We start from the raw sequence: 25,251 nt of genomic DNA on the forward strand, positions 1-25,251 counted from the left end.
CTGTATTGCAGGGGATTTTGCGCTGACATGATTGCTATTAATTAACAATGATTTTACTTGTTAAAAACATTTCAATCACAGGAGTCGCCCATGTCAGTACCCGTACAACATCCTATGTATATTGATGGTCAGTTTGTGAGCTGGCACGATGACGCCTGGATCGACGTTATCAATCCGGCAACGGAAGAGGTGATTTCGCGCATTCCGGAGGGGCGGGCGGAGGATGCGCGGAAGGCCATTGACGCAGCTGAACGCGCACAGGTTGCATGGGAAGCGCTTCCGGCTATTGAACGCGCCAGTTGGCTACGCAAGATCTCTGCCGGGATTCGTGAACGGGCGAATGAAATCAGCGCGCTGATCGTGGAGGAAGGTGGGAAAACTCAGCAATTGGCTGAGGTTGAAGTCGCTTTTACCGCAGACTACCTCGACTATATGGCCGAATGGGCGCGTCGATATGAAGGGGAAATCCTGCAAAGCGACCGTCCGGGAGAAAACATTCTCCTGTTTAAGCGGGCACTCGGCGTAACCACCGGGATCCTGCCGTGGAATTTCCCGTTCTTCCTCATTGCCCGCAAACTGGCCCCCGCGCTGTTGACCGGCAACACCATCGTCATTAAGCCAAGTGAATTCACGCCAAATAACGCCATTGCCTTCGCCAAAATTGTTGATGACATCGGGTTACCACGCGGAGTGTTTAATCTGGTCCTGGGACGCGGTGAAACGGTGGGTCAGGAGCTGGCTGGAAATCCAAAAGTGGCGATGGTCAGCATGACGGGCAGCGTCGCGGCGGGTGAGAAAATTATGGCGACGGCAGCGAAGAACATCACCAAAGTCTGTCTGGAGCTGGGTGGGAAAGCGCCAGCCATCGTCATGGATGATGCTAACCTTGAACTAGCGGTGAAAGCCATTGTAGATTCGCGGGTGATTAACAGCGGGCAGGTCTGTAATTGTGCGGAGAGAGTCTACGTCCAAAAAGGGATTTACGATCTGTTTGTTAATCGTCTGGGCGAAGCGATGAAAGCAGTTCAGTTCGGCAATCCGGCTGAGCGCAATGATATCGCGATGGGGCCGTTGATTAACGCGGCGGCCCTTGAGCGGGTAGAGCAAAAAGTCGCCCGTGCGGTACAGGAAGGCGCCAGAGTGATGCTGGGTGGCAAAACGATTGAGGGTAAAGGCTATTACTATCCGCCAACGCTGCTGCTCGATGTGCGTCAGGAGATGGCCATTATGCACGAAGAGACATTTGGACCGGTTCTGCCTGTGGTGGTATTTGACACGCTGGATGAGGCCATCGCGATGGCCAATGACAGCGATTACGGTCTGACCTCCTCGATTTACACTCAGAATCTGAACGTGGCAATGAAAGCCATCAAGGGGCTGAAATTCGGCGAAACCTACATTAATCGTGAAAACTTTGAAGCAATGCAGGGCTTTCACGCTGGCTGGCGTAAATCCGGCATTGGGGGCGCAGATGGTAAACATGGTCTGAATGAGTATTTGCAGACCCAGGTGGTGTATTTACAATCCTGACGCGCATTGCCGGGTGAGAAACGCCCGGCATCTCCGTTTATACCTTTGTCGCAATCCAGTTCATCATCAATTTCGGCCATATCGCAACGGGAAACGGATCTCAAAGCCGTGCTTGCCGTGTCCAAACAGATGCGTTTCTGCTCATGGCTTCTCCTTGAGTCGCAGGAGATTGCGGAGGACGCGTATCCTCCGCCTGGCGGTCAGAGTTTAACGAATTTTTCCAGCGTACGGACAAGCTGGGTGACGAACCCATACTCGTTGTCGTACCAGGCGACGGTTTTCACCAGTTGTAGTTCACCCGCTTCCGTAATTTCCGTCTGCGTCGCGTCGAAGATGGAGCCAAAATGAGAGCCGATCACATCGCTGGAGACAATCTCTTCGTCGGTGTAACCAAATGACGCATTATCTGTTGTGGCTTTTTTCAGCGCATTATTAACCTCTTCGGCAGTGACTTTCTTATCGAGAATTGAAACCAGCTCGGTGACGGAACCCGTTTTGACAGGGACGCGCTGGGCGTGCCCCTTCAGTTTGCCGCTGAGTGCCGGGATCACCAGGCCAATCGCTTTCGCTGCACCAGTCGTATGCGGAATGATGTTTTCCGCCGCCGCACGGGACGCCCGCAGGTCCTTGCCACGCGGGCCATCAACCAGAGACTGTGTCCCCGTATAGGCGTGGATGGTGGTCATGGTACCCACTTTAATGCCAAAGTTTTCATGCAGCGCTTTAGCCATCGGGGCGAGGCAGTTAGTGGTACAGGAAGCAACGGAGACGATTGTATCGCTGGCATCCAGCGCGTCATCGTTGACGTTGAAAACAATAGTTTTCATCTCACCCGCTGGCGCGGAAATGAGGACTTTTTTTGCGCCCGCATCAATATGCGCCTGAGATTTCTCGGCGGAAGTATAAAACCCCGTACATTCGATGATGATTTCCGCACCTTTCGCTTTCCACGGGATGTTTTTTGCCTCTTTTTCAGCATAAACCGCGATGTTTTTGCCATCGACAATGAGAGCGTCTTCGGTGAAATCAACGCTCCACGGGAAAGGACCATAGTTGGAGTCATGTTTTAACAGATAGGCAAGAATTTTAGGCGAGGTCAGGTCATTAATGGCGACAACTTCCACTCCGCTTTTGACTTCCAGCAAACGACGCAATACCAGTCGACCAATACGACCAAAACCGTTAATGCCAATTTTACTCATGGTTTTCTCCTGTCAGGATTTAGCAGTGCAATCTGTTTTCCCTTCCAGGCATAGTCCACTATACCGGTGTGAGCAATTGCACATCTTGCGCCTGAACGTAACCGTCTGATAATGAGCGAAGAAAAATTAATGAATTTTTAACAAAAGCTCGCTATGTTGACGCTTTATTGTTTTTACTCAGGAAGTGTTATGAGCAATAAGTACTCTGGCCTGCAAATTGGTATTCACTGGCTGGTCTTTATTCTGGTCATTGTGGCTTACTGTGCGATGGAACTTCGTGGATTTTTCCCGCGCAGCTATCGTCCGTGGTTCAATATGGTTCATGTCTCCTGCGGGATATCCATCCTGGTCTTGATGGTCACGCGGCTGCTGCTCAGACTGAAGTTTCGCACGCCTCCGATTGTTCCGAAGCCAAAGCCGATGATGACGGGACTGGCGCACCTTGGGCATCTGGTTATTTATCTGCTGTTTATCGTGCTGCCGATAATTGGTCTGGTGATGATGTATAACCGGGGGAATCCCTGGATTGCGTTTGGTATGGTGATGCCCCATGCCGCTGAGGCGAATTTTGATTTCGTGGACACGTTAAAATCCTGGCATGAGACGCTGGCAAACCTGGGATACTTTGTCATTGCGCTTCACGCAGCCGCTGCGCTGATGCATCACTATTACTGGAAGGACAATACGCTTTTGCGGATGATGCCGCGTAAGCGCTCCTGATGCTGCAAAGACCCTGTGAAAGCAGGGTCTTTTTTGACGGTCGAAATGTGACCGCACCTGCTTTTTCTCGTTGTAAACCCTGAGAGATATCACATTTTTAACTCAACAAACTGGGCGTTAAAACATCACCAGGATAATTGTATATCTATAATAGAAACACTTAACGCAAGCAGCGTAGGGGATGAAGATGCAAAACAGTGCAGGGATCCGTTCTGACAGGGTATATTCACGCAGAGGGGAGACGCCATGAGTCGCTCCGCTCAGCAATCTCTCTCTCAGTTATCGACCCGCCAGGAGGCGACCGTGTCGCGAAAATTGCGCAAAGTGTTGCTGGCTACCGGTGTGGGTCACTTTGTCGAATGGTTTGATTTTGGTCTTTACGGCACGCTTGCGGCAATCATTGGCATGCAGTTTTTCCATTCCGACAATCCCAGCGTGGCATTACTCTCCTCGTTTGCCGTGTTCGGCGCGGGATTTATCATGCGTCCGCTGGGCGGATTATGGTTCGGCTCTTTAGGTGACAGAATCGGCCGCCAGAAGGTGCTGGCAAATGTCATTCTCCTCACCTCTGGCGCGACATTCGTTATGGGACTGTTGCCCACTTACCACCAAATCGGCATTACAGCGACCGTACTGCTGGTCATCACCCGACTGGTACAGGGATTTGCCGCCGGAGGGGAAAGCTCCGGTGCGACAACGTACCTTGCGGAATATGCGCCCACTCACCGACGCGGCTATTTCACCTGCTGGATTGATAACTTCGGCTTTATGGCGTTTGTGGCAGGCTCCGGTCTGGTATTTCTGCTGACGGCTTCTCTTGGAGAGCAGACGATGAACGACTGGGGCTGGCGGATCCCATTCTTAATCGCCGGACCGTTGGGGTGGGTGGGACTCTATTTACGTCAACATCTTGAGGATTCACCGGAATTTCGCGCGGTGGCTGAATCCGGTAAAACGGAAGCCGCACCACTGCGCTCTGCGGTTACCAAAGCATGGAGCGCGCTGTTGTTTTGCGTTGGATTTGTGGTACTGAAGGCCGTAGGGCACTGGACGTTACAAACGTTTATGCCCGGTTATCTTGCCACTGAGCTGCACTTTTCCCGGCTTGACGCCTATGCGATTACCACAATGGGTCTGTTCGCGATTGCCGTGCTGGTGCCATTTATGGGGCATTTATCCGATAAATATGGCCGTAAGCCGCTGATGCTGGCGGGGTGTAGCGGATTCATTCTGTTCAGTTACCCGACCATGATGTTGATGGCACAAGGGAATATGTGGTCTGCCGTGCTGGCGATGCTGGTACTTGGCGCGTTTATTGCTGCTTTCGACGGGGCCTGTAGTGCGGCGATGGCTGAGCTGTTTCCGACCAGCGTCCGCTATGGCGGGTTGTCGATCGCCTACAACTTTGCGGTGGCGTTTTTCGGTGGCATCACGCCGTGGTTTTCGATCTGGCTGATTACTGCGACGGGCGATAAATTCTCACCGGCGTTTTATGTGATGGGGGCGGCATTGATTACATTCCTGACCGTGCTACGAGCCAAAGAGACGGCGGGGTTACCGTTAAAACGCTGAGGTGAGTCGCTAGCGGGCTGAGCAGACAATGAAAAAAAGATAACCCGCCGGTTCACAGCGGCGGGTTCTTCTTTTGTATAAAGCACCTGCACGGAATCAGACCCGTCGTGCAGGTGAAGAGAACGGGTCTACATCGGAAGTCCGTATTATACCTATTTGTATGACAAATTAAATCCTGCCACGGATATTTATGAAAACAGGCATGACATCATGGTATTGTATATATACGATATATATACAAAACGTAATGGTACATATAAATGGGAATCGTAAAAATATCCGACCTGCTGCATGACGACATCCGTGATGCCAGCAAGGCCATGTCGCGCTCTGTGAATGCACAGGCTGAGTATTGGATCCGTCTTGGCATGATGAGCGAACTCCACCCGGAGCTTAACTATCAGCAAATTAAGCTGATGATGCTTAAATCGGGATCGGACCGCTTGCTGGAGGTGATCAATGCCATCAATTCCCATTAAAACTGCTGACGAACTCGTCAGACAGCGTCATGCAGGGAAGCTGCTGGCGTCGGTATTCGATATGCTCGACGCATTTATTCAGCCAGGCGTGACGACCATGGAGATCAACAATCGGGTCGAGGACTTTATTGTTAATCAACTCCATTCGCGGCCAGCCAGTAAAGGCCAGTATGATTATCCCTATGTTCTCAATACCTCTATTAACGAGGTCGTGTGCCACGGAATGCCGAAAGAGACTGAACATCTGAAATCGGGGATGATCGTCAATGTGGATATCACACTTGAAAAAGACGGGTTAATCGCAGACTCCAGTAAAATGTATATGATCGGCGAGGTTTCTCCGCTCGCGCGGCGACTGGTGAAAAAAACCTGGGAGGCGATGTGGCAGGGAATTAAGGTTGTCAAACCCGGCGCCACGCTTGGCGACATCGGCCATGCCATTCAGTCTTATGTTGAAAGTCATGGTTACAGTGTGGTCAGAGAATACTGCGGGCACGGTGTCGGCAAAGAGATGCATGAAGAGCCGCAGGTGTTGCACTATGGAAAGCCAGGTAACGGAGTCGTCCTGCGCGAAGGCATGGTGTTTACCATCGAACCGATGGTGAATCAGGGGGACAGTAAGATCAAAATCAAGAAGGACGGCTGGACTGTTGTCACCCGCGATAAGAAACTCTCGGCGCAATGGGAACATACCATTGCAGTGACGGCGGAGGGGTATGAGGTTCTTACGCTACGTGATGGTGAAGTGAAACCGGCTTAACGTCATACAGACGATCAGCAGGCACACCACCAAGATGTTTGATTTCATAGCCTGTTTCTCTTTGCCGTGCAGCGAGTAAGAGGCCAACATCTGAATTATTTGGTTCATGCGTTGGCCTCGGGTTGAGTTATCAATTCGGGGCCTTCGTCTTTCTGGAGCCTGTTCATGCCTGAAACCAGAAAGCCTCAGGCACCCGCACGCATTCTATTCTGCTCCCGCGACTCCGGCATGGCCTCATCTCCAGATTGCGATTCTCTTCTGTGCCTGATTTCATCTTCCACCGGCTTTCTCATTTCAAAATTGCACTCATCTTGTTACTATACCCCCCTATAGTATATGGAGGCCGTATGCCGCATTCACCTGAAGATAAAAAACGTATTCTGACTCGCGTCCGCCGGATCCGTGGGCAGGTTGATGCGCTGGAACGCGCGCTTGAGTCCGGTGAACCTTGCCTGTCTATTCTGCAACAAATAGCCGCCGTGCGCGGCGCATCCAACGGCCTGATGGGCGAAATGGTTGAGATTCACCTGAAAGATGAATTAGTCAGTGGAGAGACCACGCCTGACCAGCGTGCTGCGCGCATGGCTGAGATCGGCCATCTTCTTCGCGCTTATCTAAAATAAACAGATCACCTCACAATACTCGCAATAGGAAGAGACATATGAAATCACGTGCTGCAGTTGCTTTTGGCCCCGGCCAGCCGCTTAAAATTGTAGAGATTGACGTGGCGCCACCTGAAAAAGGGGAAGTGCTGGTCAAAATCACCCATACCGGCGTGTGCCACACCGATGCGTTCACGCTTTCGGGCGACGATCCGGAAGGCGTATTCCCGGCGGTGCTTGGCCATGAAGGTGGCGGCGTGGTCGTTGAGGTTGGTGAAGGCGTCACCACTCTGAAGCCGGGTGACCATGTTATTCCACTTTACACCGCTGAATGCGGCGAATGTAAGTTCTGTAAATCCGGTAAAACTAACCTCTGCCAGGCGGTTCGCGCCACTCAGGGTAAGGGGCTGATGCCGGATGGCACGACGCGCTTCTCTTATAATGGCGAGCCGATTTATCACTATATGGGCACCAGCACCTTCAGTGAGTACACGGTTTGCGCAGAAATTTCTCTGGCAAAAGTCAATCCACAGGCGCCATTAGACAAAGTGTGTTTGCTTGGCTGCGGCGTGACTACCGGGATCGGGGCCGTTCATAATACGGCGAAAGTCAAAGAGGGCGACACCGTTGCTGTTTTTGGTTTAGGAGGCATCGGCCTGGCGGTAATTCAGGGGGCGGTACAGGCGAAAGCTGGACGTATTCTGGCTGTCGATACCAACCCGGAGAAATTTAAACTGGCAGGTGAGATGGGAGCCACAGACTTCATCAATCCAGACGACTATGACAAGCCGATTCAGGAGGTGATTGTTGAACTTACCGACGGTGGTGTGGACTTCAGCTTTGAGTGTATCGGTAACGTCAATGTGATGCGTGCGGCGCTCGAATGCTGCCATAAAGGCTGGGGCGAGAGCATTATCATTGGCGTGGCGGGGGCGGGACAGGAAATTAAAACGCGTCCATTCCAGTTGGTGACGGGGCGCGTCTGGCGTGGCTCAGCGTTCGGCGGAGTGAAAGGGCGCACGCAGCTGCCGGGGATGGTGGAAGAGGCGATGGCAGGTAAAATCCGTCTGGATCCGTTCATCACGCACCGTTTACCGCTTGAGCAGATCAATGAAGCCTTCGACTTGATGCACCAGGGTAAATCTATCCGCACCGTTATCCACTTCGGCGATTGCTGATGAGTATGCCAGCGGTTCGCTCCGCTGGCACTTACCTGAATTATTTAGAATAAATGTTGTAATAATGTGACGAGACCGACGCTTTTAGCGGTAAGTAAACGTCACCGGTTGCCGATGACAATCTAACGGGCGTGTTTTCACGCGTTAACCTACAAGAGAGTCGATGGTCATGGACATTACAACAAAGATGCAGGCGCAGCGTAAGCTGGGCTTTTTGCATCATATTCGCCTGGTTCCGCTGTTTTCCTCCATTCTCGGTGGCATCCTTTTACTCTTCGCGCTGAGCTCCGGCCTGGCGGGTTACTTCCTCCTGCAAGCCGATCGCGATCAGCGTGATGTGACGGATGAGATCCAGGTGCGTATGGGGCTTTCCAACAGTTCCAGCCACTTGCGTACCGCGCGTATCAATATGATTCACGCCGGCGCGGCGAGCCGCATTGCTGAGATGGAAGACATGAAGAGTAACATTGCGCAGGCAGAGATGCGGATCAAACAGTCGCAAGATGGATTTAACGCCTATATGTCACGGGCGGTGAAAACCCCGGCGGATCAAGCATTAGATGCCGATCTGAATGCCAGCTTCAACGCATATATTGATGGGCTACAGCCGATGCTGAAATATGCTAAAAACGGCATGTTTGAAGCGATTATTAACCATGAAAGTGAACAGGTCCGCGCGCTGGACGCTGCCTACAACAAGGTGTTGCTTAAAGCCATTGAACTGCGTACCGAGCGAGCCAGTCAGCTTAGGGAACTGGCGCATAAACGTAGCCAGCTGGGACGGGTCTTTATGATTGGCGCATTTGCTCTGGCGCTAATCCTGACCCTGATAACGTTTGTTGTTTTGCGCCGTACGGTAATTCATCCTCTGCAACGTGCCGCGAAGCGTATTGAGCAGATTGCCGCAGGCGATCTGACCGTGTCGGATGAACTCACGGGACGTAGCGAAATAGGCCGCCTGAGTCGCCACCTTCAGGAGATGCAGCACGCTTTGGTGAAGACCGTGGGAAGCGTTCGCCAGGGGGCAGAAGAGATTTACCGTGGTACCAGCGAGATTTCGTCAGGCAATACGGACCTGTCATCCCGTACAGAAGAACAGGCAGCCGCGATTGAACAGACGGCAGCCAGTATGGAACAGTTAACGGCCACGGTGAAGCAGAACGCAGATAACGCGCATCATGCCAGTAAACTGGCGGAAGATGCCTCCGGGAAGGCGAGCCGCGGAGGGCAAATCGTCTCCGGCGTGGTGACCACAATGGGCAATATCTCCAGCAGTTCGAAGAAAATTTCTGAAATCACGGCGGTCATCAACAGTATCGCTTTCCAGACCAATATTCTGGCGCTGAATGCGGCGGTGGAAGCGGCCAGGGCGGGTGAGCAGGGACGTGGATTTGCGGTGGTGGCCAGTGAGGTGCGCACGCTGGCCAGCCGTAGCGCGCAGGCGGCGAAAGAGATTGAGGGATTAATCAGCGAGTCGGTGAGGCTTATCGATCAGGGGTCTGGTGAGGTTGTCGCAGCGGGGAACACGATGACAGAAATTGTCGATGCGGTAAAACGTGTGACGGATATTATGCTGGAAATCGCAGCGGCTTCGGATGAGCAAAGCCGTGGCATTGTGCAGGTTAGTCAGGCAATTTCAGAGATGGATAAAGTGACGCAACAAAACGCGTCGCTGGTCGAAGAGGCTTCCGCAGCTGCCGCATCGCTAGAAGAGCAGGCCGCACGCCTGACGCAGTCCGTTGGGACATTCCGTTTGCAGGGGGGAAGTGTGATTAAGCACGCCTTGCCTGCGGCAGGTCTGGCTTATTCCTCACCGCAGCCGGTCACCAGTGATGGCGGCAACTGGGAAACGTTTTAATCGTCCTTTGAGAGTGATGGCCAGGCCTGAAATGCCCGATGGCGCAAGCTTATCGGGCCAATGTACTCTTTTTAGACAGGTCAGGTCGGTCATCCGGCAAAACAGGCGTGATGGTGTCAGTACCGGATGGTTCCTTTGTATTACAACGGCATTGATTTACGAATGGCGCTGATCAGCGTCTGGGCACCCGAGGAGAGAGGGGAATCGACGCGCGTCAGGATCCCGATCGGCTCGCCGGTACCCTGCCCAGGTACCGGGAGCGACACCAGCGTCGCCTGGCGTAAATCTTCTTTTACGGCGCCGGAAGGCACAAACCAGACGTAATCATAATCGACCGTAAGCTGACGCGAGAGTGAGGCTGAAAGCGTCTCAATGCACCCTGATGGCATCTTACAGCCCTGACTTTGCAGCAATGCTTCCGCATTCTGCCGGGGGATCGTTCCTTTCGGCGAAACCACCACGGGCCATTCCATCACGCGGCTGAGCGTGACGGTCTCCTGCAATAAAGGGTGATTTGGGCGTACAACCAGCTTCAGCGACTCCAGAAACAGCAGCTCATAATTAAGCCCACTCATCAGTTCAGGATCCGACATTCGCCCAATACCAATATCAATCTCTGCGGATTTGAGTCCGGCCAGCAGCATGGTGTTATTCATGGTGGCAACCTGGAGCGTCGTCTCTTTCTGCTGCTTGTGAAACTGCCCAATGACGGCAGGAAGGATCCCCAGTGCGGCGGTGGGAAGCGCGCCAATGCGCACCACGTCATTGCCCAAACCTTCTTTACGATTCAGCGCCTGTCCGGCGGTATTAAGGGCATCGAGTACTTTTACGGCGTGGGTCAGAAACTGCTCTCCTGGCAGCGTGAGCCGGGCACCCAGGCGTCCGCGTTCAAAAAGGCGGGTGCCGGTAAGTTGTTCGAGTTCGTTAAGCGTTTTTGACAACGCTGGCTGACTCAGGTTAAGGGTTTCAGCCGCACGCCCGAGAGTTCCTTGTTGTGCGACGGCGACAAAAGTATGAAGGTGGCGCAAACGGATGCGCTGGCTAAACAGACTATTTTTTTCCATAAGCGATGTTTAAAACAGAGAGATGCCGGTGACAAGTGAAGTTGTTTGTTTTTGATAACTTGATTGCAAAATATTATTAACATTTAACTCAATTAAGTTACAGCTGTTTCTTTTGCTTACCTTATAAGTCTCCACAAAAACAACGATAACCAGAGATGCTTCACATCGCTTTCCGGGGCTTTCTGCTCCGGGAACCCGGAAGCCCGCAGGAGGGTATGTTTTAGCCACCGCAGGGTGGGTGATCTGATTAAAGAAAAAATAAATAAATTTGTTGATTTCTTTGATATTTAGATCGATTTGAGGTCATATTAAAGACGTGTTTCTTACAGGGTTATTTTAAGGAAAAAAGTATGCCAGCAGCCATTGATAAAGCATTGGATTTCATTAACGGTATGAATACGTCAGCTTCAGCGCCGCAGCCAATGGATGAAAGTACAGCGAAGGGGATTTTAACGTACCTGAAAGAATTGGGGGTTCCGGCTAGCGCGGCAGATGTGACGGCTCGCGGGGAGCGGGAGGGGTGGAATAGCGGTTTTACAGAAAAAGTGGCCAAATGGGCGACCAAAATAGAGTCCGGGGAGGGGGTGCTGATCAGGGATCCCGAATATTTCTCTGTGTATATGCGTGAGCAACTGCGTGCGCTGGTCTAAGCCGGGCGCAGGCTGATAAATTTTTCTCTCCAGAGACTCTCGCCTTTGATGCGAGAGTCTCTGTCTCTGACCTCAGGTGATACTGCAGGCTTCTGAAAAAGGTTAAATTGATGATACATGTTCTGGGTCATCTGAACCCTGACAGCGATGCCATATGCACCGCGTTTATGACGGCACGCTGGCTGAACTTTCGTGGGCAAGAGGCCTGTGCCTGGCGGCTGGGAGAAGCCAACCGTGAAACCCGGTTCATCTTCGCGCAGGCAGGACTTCCGGTTCCTCCCTTGCTGAGTCACGCTCTTACCGATCGCGATGTCTGGCTGGTCGACTTTACCGAACCCACTCAGGGACCAGCGTCTCTTTCAGACAGTAACATTGTGGGTATTATTGACCATCACCGCTTAGGTGGACTGGTGACACGCTTGCCTCCTGAAGTGTGGGTGAAACCGGTGGGCAGCAGTTCAACGCTATTGTGGCAACTGATGAGCGATGAGTGCAGGGGCCAGATTACTGCATCCCAGGCGATTTTGCTGTTGGGGGCGATTTTAAGTGACACTGTCACACTTCGTTCCCCCACAACCACTGATGACGATCGCCTGGCTGTCGAACAGCTGAGCCACATGGCAGGGATTGCGCTGGAGGATTTCAGCGCCGGATTACTGAGCGCCAAAACCAGCATTGAAGGGATGAGTGCCAGAGATCTGCTCAATAAAGATAGTAAAACGTTTACCATTCATGGACATAAAGTATGCGTGGCCCAGCTTGAACTGTATGCGCTCAGTCAGGCTGAAGAGGTCATGGAGGCGCTTCGCGCTGAAATGGCGGATTACGCCGCACAAAACGAGATGGCGCTGGTGGTATTGATGCTGACGGATATTAATCTCGGCAACTCCAGCCTGTGGTTTGCCGGGCGTGAGCTTGCCGAACTCCCGCAGCCTGTGGTGGTGGAAGGGATGTTAAGCCGGAAAAAACAGATGCTGCCGTGGCTGGAAAGCCATCTGGAACCGCGAGTCTGATGTGAAACCGGGTTGAGCCATCAACCCGGTTTCGCTGTTATATGTCAAAAAAGACCGTTTCGTTTTCCCCCTGAAGGTGGATATCGAATCGGTAAACGATCTCCTGTCCACGCTGTTCACGTTTACCGATCAGCGTCTGGCGGCGAACTTCCCATTCAATCAGATTCAGTACCGGATCGCACTGATTGGCTTCCTGCTCATCGGAAAAGTACATACGGGTGTTAAGGCCAATGTTGATACCCCGCGCGACGACCCACAGGTTAACGTGAGGCGCCATTTCGCGTCCGTCCCGGCCAACAACGCGGCCAGGCTTGATGGTGTCAAAGCGCCACAGGCCGCTGTCGAAGTCCGAGCAGGTACGGCCCCAGCCGCGAAAATCGGCATCATGATGCTTTTCTTCCTGCCTGTCCGCCGGATGGTTATAGCGTCCGTGCGTATTGGCCTGCCAGATCTCCAGCAGCACATCGCGAACCGGCGTTCCTGAACCATCAATCACTCTCCCTTCGATGGCAATACGCTCGCCCTGCGTATGGCTGTTGGTCAGCGTTGGGCTGAAATTCTTCTCAAAGATATGAAACCCGGCGGCATCCGGCGCCAGGCCAATATGCACATAAGGCCCTGCGGTCTGCGAAGCGGTTTCGGCTAAATAATCTTTCATTACGCGGCCCCCTGGGTTCGGTTTTCAAACAACGTTGCGCGCTGGCCGCGCAGCACAAGATCGAATCGATACGCCAGGCAGTCCAGCGGTACTGCGGCGTGGGTATCCAGTTCAGCAATCAGCGTACGGATGGCGTCATCATTATTGATGGTTCTGACAATCGGGCACTGCTTAATCAACGGATCCCCTTCAAAATACATTTGCGTGATTAAACGCTGGGCGAAGGCATCTCCGGATAATGAAAAATGAATATGCGAAGGTCGCCAGTCACTGGCCTGATTACGCCACGGATAAGGACCCGGTTTGATAGTCCGGAAGAAGTAGTAGCCATTTTCATCGGTCAACACCCGACCACAGCCGCCAAAATTCGGATCGACAGGCGCGAGGTAACGATCTTTCTTATGGCGGTAGCGTCCTCCCGCGTTGGCCTGCCAGACTTCGACCAGCGTATTTCTCATCGGGCGGCCAAAACCGTCCCGGACATAGCCGTGGACGATAATACGCTCGCCAATCGGCAACCCGTCTTTGGCGTAATTCATGATCAGATCGTTATCCAGTAGACCGAGATCGTCATTACTGAAAACCGGACCGGTAATTTCCGACAGGGAATTTTGCAGCGAAATCAGTGCATTGCGTGGTGAACGTAATACGCTGGTTTTGTAGCCGGGGGCGTAAGCCGGTGGGTGACAACGATAATCGCGATGGATAACCTCGCGTGGCGGCCATTTCTCATTCATAGCGAACTCCAGATTGGGGTACAGGGTTATTGTTTTAATACCGCAGAACGAGTTTGTGTAAATGCAATGTTAATTTAAAGTGAATTTATGCCGTTATTTTCATAACCAATCGCTATGCGTCGTGTGCTGAATCGGTGTACCGGCGAATTCAGGTGAGATCACACTTTGTAAATTCTTCCCACCGGAGTGAATGGGGTTTCCTACACTCCAGGTAATATTCACTGAAGGAATGACATTATGGCGAACACCATCACGGCAGATGAGATTCGGGAACATTTTTCGCAGGCAATGTCAGCAATGTACCAGCAGGAAGTTCCACAATACGGCACGCTGCTGGAACTTGTGGCTGATGTGAATCTGGCGGTACTGGAAAATCATCCCGCGCTCCATGAGAAACTGGCAAATGCGGATGAACTGGCGCGGCTTAATGTAGAACGGCACGGCGCGATCCGGGTTGGCACGGCAGGAGAGCTGGCTACGCTGCGTCGGATGTTCGCCATTATGGGCATGTATCCGGTGAGTTACTACGATCTCTCCCAGGCGGGGGTTCCGGTGCACTCAACGGCATTTCGTCCGATTGATGACGCCGCATTGTCACGTAATCCGTTTCGCGTCTTTACATCGCTACTGCGTCTTGAGTTGATTGAAAACGTGGGCTTGCGTCAACGCGCGGCGCAGATTCTGGCGCAGCGCGATATCTTTACGCCGCGCTGCCGCCAGTTACTGGATGAGTATGATGCACAAAAGCGTTTTACCGACCTTCAGGCGCGAGAGTTCGTTAAGGAGGCGCTGGAGACGTTCCGCTGGCACCGCCACGCCACCGTGGATGAGGCGACCTACCGTGCGCTGCACCATGAACATCGTCTGATTGCCGATGTGGTCTGCTTTCCCGGGTGTCATATTAACCATCTGACCCCGCGTACGCTGGATATCGACCGGGCGCAGGCAATGATGCCTGAGTGTGGTATCGAACCCAAAATGCTTATCGAAGGCCCTCCGCGCCGCGAAGTGCCGATTCTGTTGCGCCAGACCAGTTTCAAGGCGCTGGAAGAGCCAGTGCTGTTTGCCGGAGAGAGGCAGGGGACTCACACGGCGCGTTTTGGCGAGATAGAGCAACGCGGAGCGGCGCTGACGCAGAAAGGCCGTCAGCTCTACGATGAATTGTTGCACAAAGCGGGGATGGGCAAAGACAACCTTACCCACCAGCTGCATTTGCAGGAGGTGTTCAGGGTCTTCCCGGACAGTGAATTCTTACTGCGTCAGCAGGGGCTGGCCTGGTTCCGTTATCGTCTCACCCCGACAGGGGAAGCGCATCGTAACGCGATCCGTCCGGGCGACGATCCGCAACCCTTCATTGAACGTGGCTGGGTGGTGGCGCAACCCATCACCTATGAAGATTTTCTACCGGTCAGCGCTGCGGGGATTTTCCAGTCAAATCTGGGGAACGAAACCCAGGCGCGGAGTCATGGCAACGCCAGTCGCGATGCGTTTGAACAGGCGCTGGGGTGCCCGGTCTATGACGAGTTTGCGTTATACCAGGAGGCGGAAGAGCGCAGCAAACGTCGTTGCGGCCTGCTCTGAACAAGGTATCCTGTTGGGAAGTGTATTTTACGGATAGAAACGGACATGCTAAATCCCGACATCCCTCTGGTTGACACAAAACAAGGGAAGCTCATGGGTATCGTCCAGGACGATATCCACATCTGGCGGGGTATTCCTTATGCCGCGCCGCCCACGGGTGAGCTGCGCTGGCGTGCGCCGCAGCCTGTGACACCCTGGCAGAATGTACGTCAGGCAGACCTCTTTTCCTGCGCCAGCTGGCAGGATATCGAATATTGTCAGGCGTTGGGGGGCGGCGATCCGGGCGCGTTTTCTGAAGACTGCCTTTACCTCAATGTCTGGTCACCGGCAGATCGACCGCAGCCACTCCCGGTGATGGTCTGGCTGCACGGCGGTGGTTTTACCATCGGGGCGGGCAGTTTGCCGCCTTATGATGGCCGCGCGCTGGCACACCGTAACGTTGTCGTGGTGACGATAAACTACCGTCTCGGACATCTCGGCTTTTTTGCGCATCCCGCCCTGGAGGGGGAAGAGGACGAATGCGTAAACAATTTTACGCTGCTCGATCAAATTGCCGCATTGCGTTGGGTGCAGGAAAATATCGCGGCTTTTGGCGGTGATATAAACAACGTGACGCTATTTGGCGAATCCGCAGGGGCGCGCAGCATCCTGTCGTTAATGGCTTCGCCGCGGGCTGAAGGATTATTCCACAAGGCCATTATTCAGAGCGGATATACGTTGCCCGATACCCCGCGCGAAATTGCGCTCGAAAACGGGATTGCGCTGGCAGAACATTTTGGCTTACGCGATGCGACCGCTGAACAACTGCGTGCGATCCCGGCGGACGCATTCTGGCCGTTAGGCGCGCCGTTTAAAATTTCCCCCACGCCGATCTCCGGCGACGCGGTGTTGCCGGAGTCGATGCTTGACGTATTCTTCGCCGGAAAACAGCATGCAATGCCCGTACTGATCGGCTCAAACAGTGATGAAGCAAGCGTCATGGCGGTCTTTGGCGTCGATCTCGCGGAGCAAATCCAGAAACTACGCCGGGAGCGCCGCTTCGGTCTTGGGTTAATCAAACTGCTTTACCCCGGCGTGAAGGGGGATGTGGAACTGGGACGTCAGGTTTGTCGCGATATGGCGTTCACCACGCTCGGGTACGTGGTGATGCAGGCGCAGCAGCGGGTGGGTGAACCGTGCTGGCGCTACTGGTTTGACTATGTGGCAGAGGCTGAACACGACACCTACGCCAACGGCGCATGGCATGGTAACGAAGTGCCCTATGTGTTTGATACATTGACCCTCGCAGAACCCTCCCGCAATTACGTTAATGAAAACGATTTGGCGTTTGCCGCGCATATCGCCGATTACTGGGTGAATTTTGCCCGCAATGCCTGCCGTGACTGCGAAGTGTTGCCCGGACCTGTGCGATGGCCCGCCTGCATTCGTGGACGCGATCGCCTGTTACGTATCGGCCTGAATAAATTTGCCGGTTTTAAGATTGAGAATCGTTTTATGCGGGCGCGAATGTCGCTGTTTAAACGGGTGATGAAGCATCATGTAAATCTGGATTAGCCAGCATTCTGAGGTAAGTTGAAAGTTTGCACATCCAGATTTACACGGGATTCAGTCTGTTCTCATCGACACAAAATATTTTCTGTTTTGTTCAGATAATCGGCGGGCAACAATTGGATTATTAATGAATTTTGTCTAGAGTGGGCGCTCAGAAATCTGCACTCTCTTGCTGCTGTCAAGCGCCAGCGCGGGACCATTCACATGACCAGAAGGACTCACTTTCAGGTATGGATCGTAGACGCTTTATTAAAGGTTCAATGGCAATGGCCGCCGTGTGCGGTACCAGTGGTATTGCTTCACTCTTTACTCGTGCTGCCCACGCGGCAGATTCCGACATTGCGGACGGGCAGGTTACCCGTTTTGATTTCTCTGTTCTGCAGTCGATGGCCCATGATTTAGCGCAAAAACCGTGGGGCGGCGCGCCGCGTGCGTTGCCGGACACGCTGGCTAATCTGACGCCCCAGGCATACAACAGTATTCAGTACGACGCGGCGCAATCTCTGTGGAACAACGTCGAAGGCCGCCAGCTAGACGCGCAGTTTTTCCATGTCGGGATGGGGTTTCGTCGCCGGGTACGCATGTTCTCTGTGGATGCGAAGACGCATCAGGCGCGTGAGATCCATTTCCGCCCTGAGCTGTTCAAATATAACGATGCCGGGGTGGATACCAGACAGCTGGAAGGGCAGACCGACCTCGGCTTTGCCGGATTTCGCGTCTTTAAAGCGCCGGAGCTGGCGCGACGCGACGTGGTGTCTTTCCTCGGGGCGAGCTACTTCCGTGCAGTAGACGACACGTATCAGTACGGGCTTTCAGCCCGCGGCCTCGCGATTGATACCTACACCGATACCAAAGAAGAATTCCCGGACTTTACCGCATTCTGGTTCGATACCGTCAAGCCGGGCGATACCACCTTTACGGTTTATGCCTTGCTGGACAGCCCAAGTATCACCGGGGCCTACAAATTCGTGATCCACTGTGAAAAGAGCCAGGTGATCATGGAGGTGGATAACCGCCTGTATGCGCGCAAAGATATTAAGCAGTTGGGTATTGCACCGATGACCAGTATGTTCAGCTGCGGCAATAACGAGCGCCGCATGTGCGACACGATCCACCCGCAAATCCATGACTCTGACCGTCTGGCGATGTGGCGTGGTAATGGTGAATGGATCTGCCGACCGCTGAACAATCCGCAGAAGTTGCAGTTCAACGCCTGGACCGATAACAATCCAAAAGGCTTCGGTTTATTGCAGCTGGACCGTGATTTCTCCCACTATCAGGACATCATGGGCTGGTATAACAAGCGCCCAAGCCTGTGGGTCGAGCCGCGCAATAAATGGGGTAAGGGAACCATCGGCCTGATGGAGATCCCGACCACCGGCGAAACGCTGGACAACGTGGTTTGCTTCTGGCAGCCGGAAAAAACCATTGAGGCGGGCGATGAGCTGGCGTTCCAGTATCGACTTTACTGGAGCGCGCAGCCGCCGGTTCGTTCGCCGCTGGCCCGCGTAATGGCGACCCGAACCGGCATGGGCGGATTCCCGGAAGGCTGGGCGCCGGGTGAGCACTACCCGGAGAAATGGGCGCGACGTTTCGCGGTTGATTTTGTGGGGGGCGATCTGAAAGCCGCCGCACCAAAGGGCATTGAGCCGGTCATCACTCTCTCCAGCGGCGAAGCGAAGCAGATCGAAATCCTTTACGTTGAACCGTTCGACGGCTATCGCATTCAGTTTGACTGGTATCCCACCTCTGACTCAACGGAGCCGGTGGATATGCGCATGTTCCTGCGCTGTCAGGGCGAGGCCATCAGCGAAACCTGGCTGTATCAATATTTCCCTCCCGCGCCTGACAAGCGTAACTACGTTGACGATCGCATTATGCGTTGATTCTGATAACGGCTTCTCCTGCGGAGGGGCCGTTCGTGGTAAGTCCTCAGGAATTCTCTGTACACGATTCAAACTCGATCCTGCTCGCATTTTTCCGGTGAAAAATGAGTAAGCTGAAAGTGTGTAAGCCCTAAATAATTCGGGTTGCAGGAAAGCCAACACACCTGCAGCTTGAAGTATGACGGATGTATTTCTTATACACGTTTTTTAGCCACTAACAGGGAGAGCGTATGTTTCCAGAATACCGAGATCTGATTTCCCGACTGAAAACCGAGAATCCTCGCTTTCTGTCCTTATTCGAAAAACACAACAACCTTGATCACGAGATTGCCAGGCTGGAAGGTGCAGATGGTCGGGGGTACAGTCTGGATATTGTTCGCCTGAAGAAACAGAAACTCCAGTTAAAGGATGACCTGCTCAAAATACTCAAGCAGGAGAGTGCTGACGCGGAGTAATCTGCGTTTCTCAGCCGCCGGAACAGGCGGCTTTTTTGTGTCTGCCGTTATCGCGTGGGCAAAAACAACTGGCATCCGGCTCGCTGATAACGCTCTGCAATAGCCCTGGGTAACGCGCTGTCGCTGATAATCGTCTTGATACACGATAGCGTGGCAACCGCATGGGGTTCGACGGCATCAAATTTTGAATGATCGGCCATCAGAACGACTTCACGCGAACGCTGAATAATCCGCGTTTTCACCCCGACTTCAAACATGGTGGCATTGGTGATCCCCGTTTCCAGCGACAGCGCATCGCAGGAGATAAAGGCGCGCTCCACGGAAAAGGCATTGATCATCTCCAGCGCCAGACTTTCTCCGACCGAAAAGTAACCCGGACGAATAAGCCCGCCGATGATGTAGCTCTCCACATGCGGAAAACAGCCCAGTTCGTTGGCGATTTTGATGTCGTTGCAAATGACCTTCACGCGCGCATCGGCCAGACATTTCGCCAGTTCAAGACATGTGGAGCCGGAGTCGAGAAAAAAGCAGTCGCCATCTTTTATCATTGTACGGGCAAGGGCGGCTATTTCTCTCTTTGCTTCAGATTGCAGCGTGCGTTTAACGTCGAATACATACTCTTTGTCGTCGGTGCTGTCGTCAAAGTCGAGGCAGCCGTGACCGCGGATCATGCCGGGATACTGGTTGGCGATATACTGGAAATCGCGGCGGACAGTCGCTTCCGCATAGCCGAAAAGCTCCATAGCCTGTTGTGTGGAGAGATGGCGATGTTGCCAGAGGTAGTGCAGCATCTGCTTGATACGATCGGGTCTCTGTTGGCTCATCAGAAGGTATCTCCTCTTACAGGGCAGAGAATTGGGATAAGGTCGTGCGATAGTCAGATGAAGAGAACAGGGCGCGCCCCACCACCGCATGTTGCACCCCGGCGGCAGCCAGCTGCTGTGCTGCCATCAGCGTAATTCCGCCGTCGGCCCAGCACTCAGCCTGAGGGAAAATCTCGCGTATTTTACCGATCTTCGCGCACATTGAGGGAATAAACCGTTGCCCCAGACTATCGGGTTCGCTGGTCATCACCATCAGCGCATCCAGCTGCGGCACCAGATAGTGATACGCCTCGACCGGGGTGGCCGGATTAAACGCCAGTCCGGCTTTTGCGCCAATATTGCGGATCTCTGCCAGGATTTCCGAGGGATATTCCAGCGTTTCCGCATGAACAAAGATCCAGTTGGGCTTTAGCGCTGAAAGCTGAGCCAGCCAGGGCTGTGGTCGGGCAACCATAAAATGAAAGGAAAGGGGGTGCTGCGTCTGTCGGGCAACGGCCTGCACCGTTTTCATGCCAAACGTGATGTTGTTGATAAAGCTGCTGTCCTCGATATCAAGATGCAGGGAACCCAGGTCCATATTGTCTAATGCCGTCAGCTCGCGACCATAATGCAGAGGATTCGCTGAGGCGAGAGAAGGGTGCACGATCATGAGCGCCTCCGTTAGCCAGACACCAGCGCAAACAGCGCTTCGTCGGTCTGCGCATCCCGTACCGCCGCCAGCCGTGGCGCCGAATCAATAAACTGGCTGATGCGCTGAATCGTCAGGATATGCGCATTGGCATCCGTGGCGCTGACGCACAGCAACAGCCAGACGGGATCGCACTCCTCATTGCCAAAGGTGACCGGTGTTTTTAGCGTAGTGATGCTGACCTGATTACCGTTGGCGCCTTGTTCAGGTCGGGCGTGCGGCAAGGCGATACCGGGAGCAATTAAATAGTAGGGTCCCCAGCTAAGGGTATTTTCGATGATCCCGTTGACGTATCCCGGCTGCGCGGCGCCAAACGCAATCAGCGGCCGGGCGGCGATATCCACGGCCTGACGCCAGTCTTTGGCTTCACGTTGTGCCTGTACCCACTTAATATCATTAATCATCAGTCGTTGACTCCTCGCCGGTTCGGGTTAATCTGATAGCGATCCCCGTCGATACTTTTGACGAAGGCGGCAGGGATCGCAGAAGGGTTATTGCTCTCTGCCGGGGATAAGCGCTCTGCTTATCCCCTTTTTACTGGCGAATATGATGCACTTTCTCCATAAACTGGCTGACTCGCGCCTGATCAACAAAGTTGGCGAAAACGCCGTCCTTTTTAAACGTTGTCGCGGTCACACAGCCGTCGGCGATGCTGAGCTGCTCCTCGACGTTTTCCAGACAGACCCCCGTATTGGCCAGCACCACGGTGTCAGGCACCGTTTCTTTAACCCGTTTTAACAGCGCGCTGTCGGTACGCGCCCCGGCGGTCAGGCCAGAGACGCAGAGCGCATCAGGATGGTTGTTAAATACCGTTGATTTAGCAATGGAACAGATATCGCGATTGCCCAGATAAACCGCGGCCTCAGGGACGATATTGAATAAGGTTTTCACTTCGCCCGCGCCAATCCGGTGCTGATGACGAATCGTCTCACCGACGTTAGTGTCCCAGACGCCGAAGTCGCTGGCGTAGGCACCGGTAAATATCTCGCGGATAAACTTAGCGCCGGTCGCCATCGCCAGGTCGAATGAGGCGACCGGATCCCACAGCACATTCACGCCAAACGGGATGCGGATTTCGTGCATCAATTGTCCGATGATTCGCGCCATCGCAGCAGTCGTTTCCGGACGAACCTTCGTAAGATAGGGAAGACTAAACTCGTTGGAGAACATCACCGCATCCACACCGCCATTTTGTAGCGCCATCAGATCGTCCCAGGCTCTGTCGATAACCCAGTTCATCCCCTTTTGCGTATCAAAACCCGGATCGCCGGGCAATGCGCGCAAATGACACATGGCGATGACGGCTTTTTCCGTTCCAATAACCTCTTTCAGCCAACTCATTGAAGGTACTCCTTATTCCGATAATTCACGTTTACGTAAGAACAGCACGACACAGGCGACAATTCCGACCGCCACGACGACGCCGATAATGCCAAGCGACATGAGTTCTGAAATCGACCAGCCAAACATGTTGCCTACGGACAGCGCCGAGATTTGCGCACTTTCACCGGCAAAGCTGAAACCGCCTTTAAGCGCCATTTCGGTGAAGTAAGGGGCGAACCGGGTGGCGATCAGCAGGACGGTAATCATCACGATGACCCCGCTTATCAAGGTACGAATCAGGTCACCACGATGGATAACCGTAGCCATACAGATAAAGAACGGCGCTACCGGCAGGTCGGCGAGGGGTAACACTTTATTGCCCGGTAAGATACTGGCCAGAATCAGCATAATAGGGATCAGTAACAGACCTACGGCAATGGTGGTGGGATGGCCCAGCGTCACGGCGGTATCCAGACCGATATAGACTTCACGTCCTTTGAAATACTTCTGGAAGAATTTTCTTGCGCCGTCGGAGATGGGCATTAAGCCTTCGACAATCAGGCGGATCATGCGCGGGAACAGCACCATAATTGCCGCGACGGTAATCATCAGGCTGGCGCAGCCTTTAAAACCTTCGCCTGCCGCCAGGCCAAAAATCAGACCGAGCACCACGCCGATAATGACCGGATCGCCGACCATCCCGTAACGTTTCTGGATCTCCTGGGCGTCAATATTGCGTCCTTTCATAAACGGGATTTTTTCGTATATCGCATCCAGCAGAACGAACAGCGGTACTGAGCTTGAGCCATAGCCTTGTGGTATCGAAATACCTTCCAGCCCGACGATGTTTTGCACCCGCTTTGCCGTCCAGTCGGCCATCTTTAACGATAGCGCCGCATGGCAGATAGCCCCCAGCACGCCATAAATCAGGCTGCCGGTCATGAGCTGGACTACCGTACCGGTAATGGCGTAGTGCCAGTAGTTATAGATATCGACGTTCATCGTTTTGGTCAGACGGGTGACCAGCATCGCGACGTTGAGCAGAAAAATAACCGGGATAATCATGGCGCCAATGGCGGTTGCGTATCCCACGCCGGAGGCGGGGCCGGCACCAACGTCAAAGATATGCAGGGTCAGGCCGAAGCGTTCAATCATCACTTTGATGGGAGGGCTGAGACTGTCGATCGCCATGACGATCACCAGCCCCATCCCCACAAAGCCAATCCCGACCGTTACCCCTGCCTTAATCGCCTGCAGCCAGGGGATACGGAAGATAAGGCCAATCAGGATCATGATGATAGGGACGAAAACGGTGCCGCCGAGAGACAGGATGTAATCAAACATAATGCCTCCTTATTATTGGGTTAACAGAGCCTTGATTTCTTGTTTTAATGCGTCGTCGTTGATCCCTGTCAGCAGGGCGGCGCCATTAAGCGTAGGGATACCGTAATCGCTGTTGGTGCGCATGGAGGTCACAATAAGGTCCATGCCGTTACAATTAAGCGGGATCTCATTCAGACAGCACTGGGCGGTGGTGGCCGCAATGCCTTGTTCGGTCAGAAATTCCTGCAATTTGTGTGCAATCATGGTTGATGTCGACATGCCGGTACCGCATGCCACAAGGATCTTTTTCATAATGGATGTGCCTCTTGTGTAGTGCCTGAATCAGGCTCAACGGGAAAATGCTCTGCTGGCATACCAGCAAGGGCGGTCAGTAAGCGGATGCAGTCAGTCAGGTCACGCAGGCTGGCGACCTCCGCAGGGGAATGGGTATAGCGACAGGGAATAGAGAGGCTGGCGCAGGGAATGCCATCCAGCTCAACCTGAATATAACCCGTTTCGGTTATCACGCCGGGAGCGACTTCGCGCTGTACCGGAATGTTATGTTCACGGGCCGTCTGTTCCAGCATCCTTATCAGGCGTGGCGGCGTGATTAATCCCGCCAGCGTTCCCCGCCCATGGTAGTTCAGGCAGGTGATCCCCACGCCCTGGTTGATCCGGACCTCTGAATAGTCCTGTAGATCCGGGGTGTCACATGACGGCGTGATATCAATACCTATCGCCAGATCGGGTTTTACACGACGCAATACGGGAACAATACCGCGAATGTTGAACTCTTCCTGCACGGAAGCGACCAGATAAACAGCGATATCCAGCGGGGCAGCGCCAATGGCATCCGCCACGCCAAGCAACGCGGTACAGCCCAGGCGGTCATCAAGCGCTTTGCTACAGACAAGATCGTTAGCCAGCAGCTGCGGTGGGTTGTACAGCGTGACCGGCGTCCCTGTCTGAATGCCCATCCGTATGGCGTCGTCTTTGTCTTTGGCGCCGATATCAATCCACATTTTATCGATGGGCGGTGGCTGCGTGCGCTCATCGCCTTTGGCAAAGTGGTAGGCCTTAATGCCGATACACCCCATAACCGGACCTTTGTCGCCGGCGAGCGTGACGACGGAACCGGACATGGTGATCTGCGCAGGGCCGCCCACGCGCTCGAAGCGCAAAAATCCTGACGGTTCAATTTTGCGCACCATAAAACCAACTTCGTCCATGTGCGCGAAAATCATCAGTCGCAACGCATCGGGACGATCGCTGCCGTAGCGGGCGACGACATTTCCTAACCGATCGCGCCAGACCTCTTTTGCCTGACGGCCAAATTCTCGCAGCATGACTTCAGCGACTGCGTTTTCATGTCCTGAAAGCGCATTGTGTTGTAAAAGCGAGAACAGCGTTTCCTGCACAGAAAATGACATAGCTATCTCCGTTAAACGTAAAACAATCACTCATTGAGCGTTTTATAGGCGCAGAATGGTCGGGTAATTGTGAGCAGCCTCACGTAGAAATGCGCAGAGCAGGACAAATAAAAAATAATGTGATGAGAATGGAATAAAAGCGCTCAAAATTTATGAAAGTTGCGGAG

The 25,251-nt window shown here is 53.4% G+C and carries 25 protein-coding genes; 14 read left to right on the forward strand and 11 right to left on the reverse strand.

Annotated features, from left to right (window positions below; all coding sequences use genetic code 11):
- Window positions 1-90 precede the first annotated feature (90 nt).
- Entirely contained in the window at window positions 91-1,530 is a 1,440-nt protein-coding gene (gene aldA, locus C3432_RS23345) for an aldehyde dehydrogenase (RefSeq protein ID WP_103779383.1), read from the forward strand.
- A gap of 200 nt (window positions 1,531-1,730) precedes the next feature.
- On the opposite strand, the gene gap is transcribed toward aldA, so the two are convergent.
- Window positions 1,731-2,732, reverse strand: coding sequence for a type I glyceraldehyde-3-phosphate dehydrogenase (gap, locus tag C3432_RS23355; RefSeq protein ID WP_103779385.1), 1,002 nt, complete (start codon window positions 2,730-2,732; stop codon window positions 1,731-1,733).
- 189 nt (window positions 2,733-2,921) lie between these two features.
- Here gap and cybB point away from each other — a divergent pair, with 189 nt between their 5' ends.
- The 7 genes from cybB (at window position 2,922) to C3432_RS23390 (ending at window position 9,901) form a co-directional block, all read left to right on the forward strand.
- Window positions 2,922-3,452: a cytochrome b561 gene (gene cybB, locus C3432_RS23360; protein WP_103779387.1), complete on the forward strand. Its 531-nt coding sequence runs from the start codon at window positions 2,922-2,924 to the stop codon at window positions 3,450-3,452.
- 246 nt (window positions 3,453-3,698) lie between these two features.
- Entirely contained in the window at window positions 3,699-5,024 is a 1,326-nt protein-coding gene (locus C3432_RS23365) for an MFS transporter (RefSeq protein WP_103779389.1), read from the forward strand.
- A gap of 260 nt (window positions 5,025-5,284) precedes the next feature.
- Window positions 5,285-5,503, forward strand: coding sequence for a ParD-like family protein (locus C3432_RS23370; RefSeq protein ID WP_103779391.1), 219 nt, complete (start codon window positions 5,285-5,287; stop codon window positions 5,501-5,503).
- A complete protein-coding gene (map, locus tag C3432_RS23375) occupies window positions 5,484-6,263 on the forward strand; it encodes a type I methionyl aminopeptidase (protein ID WP_103779393.1) in 780 nt (259 codons plus the stop codon). The genes C3432_RS23370 and map overlap by 20 nt, the downstream gene beginning before the upstream one ends.
- A gap of 347 nt (window positions 6,264-6,610) precedes the next feature.
- Complete coding sequence (locus C3432_RS23380; RefSeq protein WP_103779395.1) at window positions 6,611-6,886, forward strand: metal/formaldehyde-sensitive transcriptional repressor; 276 nt, start codon at window positions 6,611-6,613, stop codon at window positions 6,884-6,886.
- Between the two features lie 38 nt (window positions 6,887-6,924).
- On the forward strand, window positions 6,925-8,043 hold the full coding sequence (locus C3432_RS23385) for an S-(hydroxymethyl)glutathione dehydrogenase/class III alcohol dehydrogenase (protein WP_103779397.1): 1,119 nt from the start codon (window positions 6,925-6,927) through the stop codon (window positions 8,041-8,043).
- A gap of 169 nt (window positions 8,044-8,212) precedes the next feature.
- Window positions 8,213-9,901 carry a methyl-accepting chemotaxis protein gene (locus C3432_RS23390; RefSeq protein WP_103779580.1) on the forward strand — a complete coding sequence of 563 codons (1,689 nt, stop codon included), beginning with the start codon at window positions 8,213-8,215 and terminating at the stop codon, window positions 9,899-9,901.
- A gap of 140 nt (window positions 9,902-10,041) precedes the next feature.
- Here the strand turns inward: C3432_RS23390 and C3432_RS23395 are convergent, their stop codons facing one another.
- A complete protein-coding gene (locus C3432_RS23395) occupies window positions 10,042-10,965 on the reverse strand; it encodes a LysR substrate-binding domain-containing protein (RefSeq protein WP_103779399.1) in 924 nt (307 codons plus the stop codon).
- Between the two features lie 350 nt (window positions 10,966-11,315).
- On the opposite strand from C3432_RS23395, the gene C3432_RS23400 reads away from it, so the two are divergent.
- Both C3432_RS23400 and C3432_RS23405 read left to right on the forward strand, forming a co-directional pair.
- Complete coding sequence (locus tag C3432_RS23400) at window positions 11,316-11,615, forward strand: DUF1889 family protein (protein WP_103779401.1); 300 nt, start codon at window positions 11,316-11,318, stop codon at window positions 11,613-11,615.
- Between the two features lie 110 nt (window positions 11,616-11,725).
- Window positions 11,726-12,628 (forward strand): manganese-dependent inorganic pyrophosphatase, encoded by a 903-nt coding sequence (locus C3432_RS23405; protein WP_103779403.1) that lies wholly within the window; start codon window positions 11,726-11,728, stop codon window positions 12,626-12,628.
- 37 nt (window positions 12,629-12,665) lie between these two features.
- Here the strand turns inward: C3432_RS23405 and pcaG are convergent, their stop codons facing one another.
- Both pcaG and pcaH read right to left on the reverse strand, forming a co-directional pair.
- A complete protein-coding gene (gene pcaG, locus C3432_RS23410; RefSeq protein WP_103779405.1) occupies window positions 12,666-13,286 on the reverse strand; it encodes a protocatechuate 3,4-dioxygenase subunit alpha in 621 nt (206 codons plus the stop codon).
- On the reverse strand, window positions 13,286-14,023 hold the full coding sequence (pcaH, locus tag C3432_RS23415; RefSeq protein ID WP_103779407.1) for a protocatechuate 3,4-dioxygenase subunit beta: 738 nt from the start codon (window positions 14,021-14,023) through the stop codon (window positions 13,286-13,288). Before pcaH ends, pcaG begins: the two co-directional genes overlap by 1 nt.
- A 237-nt stretch (window positions 14,024-14,260) precedes the next feature.
- Between pcaH and hglS the strand changes: the two genes are divergently transcribed.
- The 4 genes from hglS to C3432_RS23435 all read left to right on the forward strand — a co-directional run bounded on the left by hglS (window position 14,261) and on the right by C3432_RS23435 (window position 19,496).
- Complete coding sequence (gene hglS, locus C3432_RS23420; RefSeq protein ID WP_103779409.1) at window positions 14,261-15,604, forward strand: 2-oxoadipate dioxygenase/decarboxylase HglS; 1,344 nt, start codon at window positions 14,261-14,263, stop codon at window positions 15,602-15,604.
- 45 nt (window positions 15,605-15,649) lie between these two features.
- Window positions 15,650-17,158: a carboxylesterase/lipase family protein gene (locus C3432_RS23425; RefSeq protein WP_103779411.1), complete on the forward strand. Its 1,509-nt coding sequence runs from the start codon at window positions 15,650-15,652 to the stop codon at window positions 17,156-17,158.
- Window positions 17,159-17,385: 227 nt separating this feature from the next.
- Complete coding sequence (locus C3432_RS23430) at window positions 17,386-19,041, forward strand: glucan biosynthesis protein D (RefSeq protein WP_103779413.1); 1,656 nt, start codon at window positions 17,386-17,388, stop codon at window positions 19,039-19,041.
- A 230-nt stretch (window positions 19,042-19,271) separates the two neighbouring features.
- The gene (locus C3432_RS23435; RefSeq protein ID WP_103779415.1) at window positions 19,272-19,496 is read left to right on the forward strand and encodes a YdcH family protein; all 225 of its coding nucleotides are present in this window, start codon (window positions 19,272-19,274) and stop codon (window positions 19,494-19,496) included.
- Window positions 19,497-19,543: 47 nt separating this feature from the next.
- On the opposite strand, the gene C3432_RS23440 is transcribed toward C3432_RS23435, so the two are convergent.
- From C3432_RS23440 to C3432_RS23470, 7 genes are all read right to left on the reverse strand, one after another.
- Window positions 19,544-20,320, reverse strand: coding sequence for a DeoR/GlpR family DNA-binding transcription regulator (locus C3432_RS23440; protein ID WP_103779417.1), 777 nt, complete (start codon window positions 20,318-20,320; stop codon window positions 19,544-19,546).
- A 16-nt stretch (window positions 20,321-20,336) separates the two neighbouring features.
- A complete protein-coding gene (locus C3432_RS23445) occupies window positions 20,337-20,969 on the reverse strand; it encodes a ribulose-phosphate 3 epimerase family protein (RefSeq protein WP_103779419.1) in 633 nt (210 codons plus the stop codon).
- An 11-nt stretch (window positions 20,970-20,980) separates the two neighbouring features.
- Window positions 20,981-21,412, reverse strand: coding sequence for an SgcA family PTS sugar transporter subunit IIA (gene sgcA / locus C3432_RS23450; protein ID WP_103779421.1), 432 nt, complete (start codon window positions 21,410-21,412; stop codon window positions 20,981-20,983).
- 130 nt (window positions 21,413-21,542) lie between these two features.
- The gene (gene sgcQ, locus C3432_RS23455) at window positions 21,543-22,349 is read right to left on the reverse strand and encodes a BtpA family protein SgcQ (protein ID WP_103779423.1); all 807 of its coding nucleotides are present in this window, start codon (window positions 22,347-22,349) and stop codon (window positions 21,543-21,545) included.
- Between the two features lie 12 nt (window positions 22,350-22,361).
- Window positions 22,362-23,675, reverse strand: coding sequence for a PTS sugar transporter subunit IIC SgcC (sgcC, locus tag C3432_RS23460; protein ID WP_103779425.1), 1,314 nt, complete (start codon window positions 23,673-23,675; stop codon window positions 22,362-22,364).
- Window positions 23,676-23,687: 12 nt separating this feature from the next.
- Window positions 23,688-23,966: a PTS sugar transporter subunit IIB SgcB gene (gene sgcB, locus C3432_RS23465; RefSeq protein WP_103779427.1), complete on the reverse strand. Its 279-nt coding sequence runs from the start codon at window positions 23,964-23,966 to the stop codon at window positions 23,688-23,690.
- Window positions 23,963-25,084, reverse strand: coding sequence for a M42 family metallopeptidase (locus C3432_RS23470; protein ID WP_103779429.1), 1,122 nt, complete (start codon window positions 25,082-25,084; stop codon window positions 23,963-23,965). The genes sgcB and C3432_RS23470 overlap by 4 nt, the downstream gene beginning before the upstream one ends.
- Window positions 25,085-25,251: the final 167 nt, after the last annotated feature.

Source organism: Citrobacter amalonaticus (genome assembly GCF_002918555.1).
Classification (GTDB): domain Bacteria; phylum Pseudomonadota; class Gammaproteobacteria; order Enterobacterales; family Enterobacteriaceae; genus Citrobacter_C; species Citrobacter_C amalonaticus_A.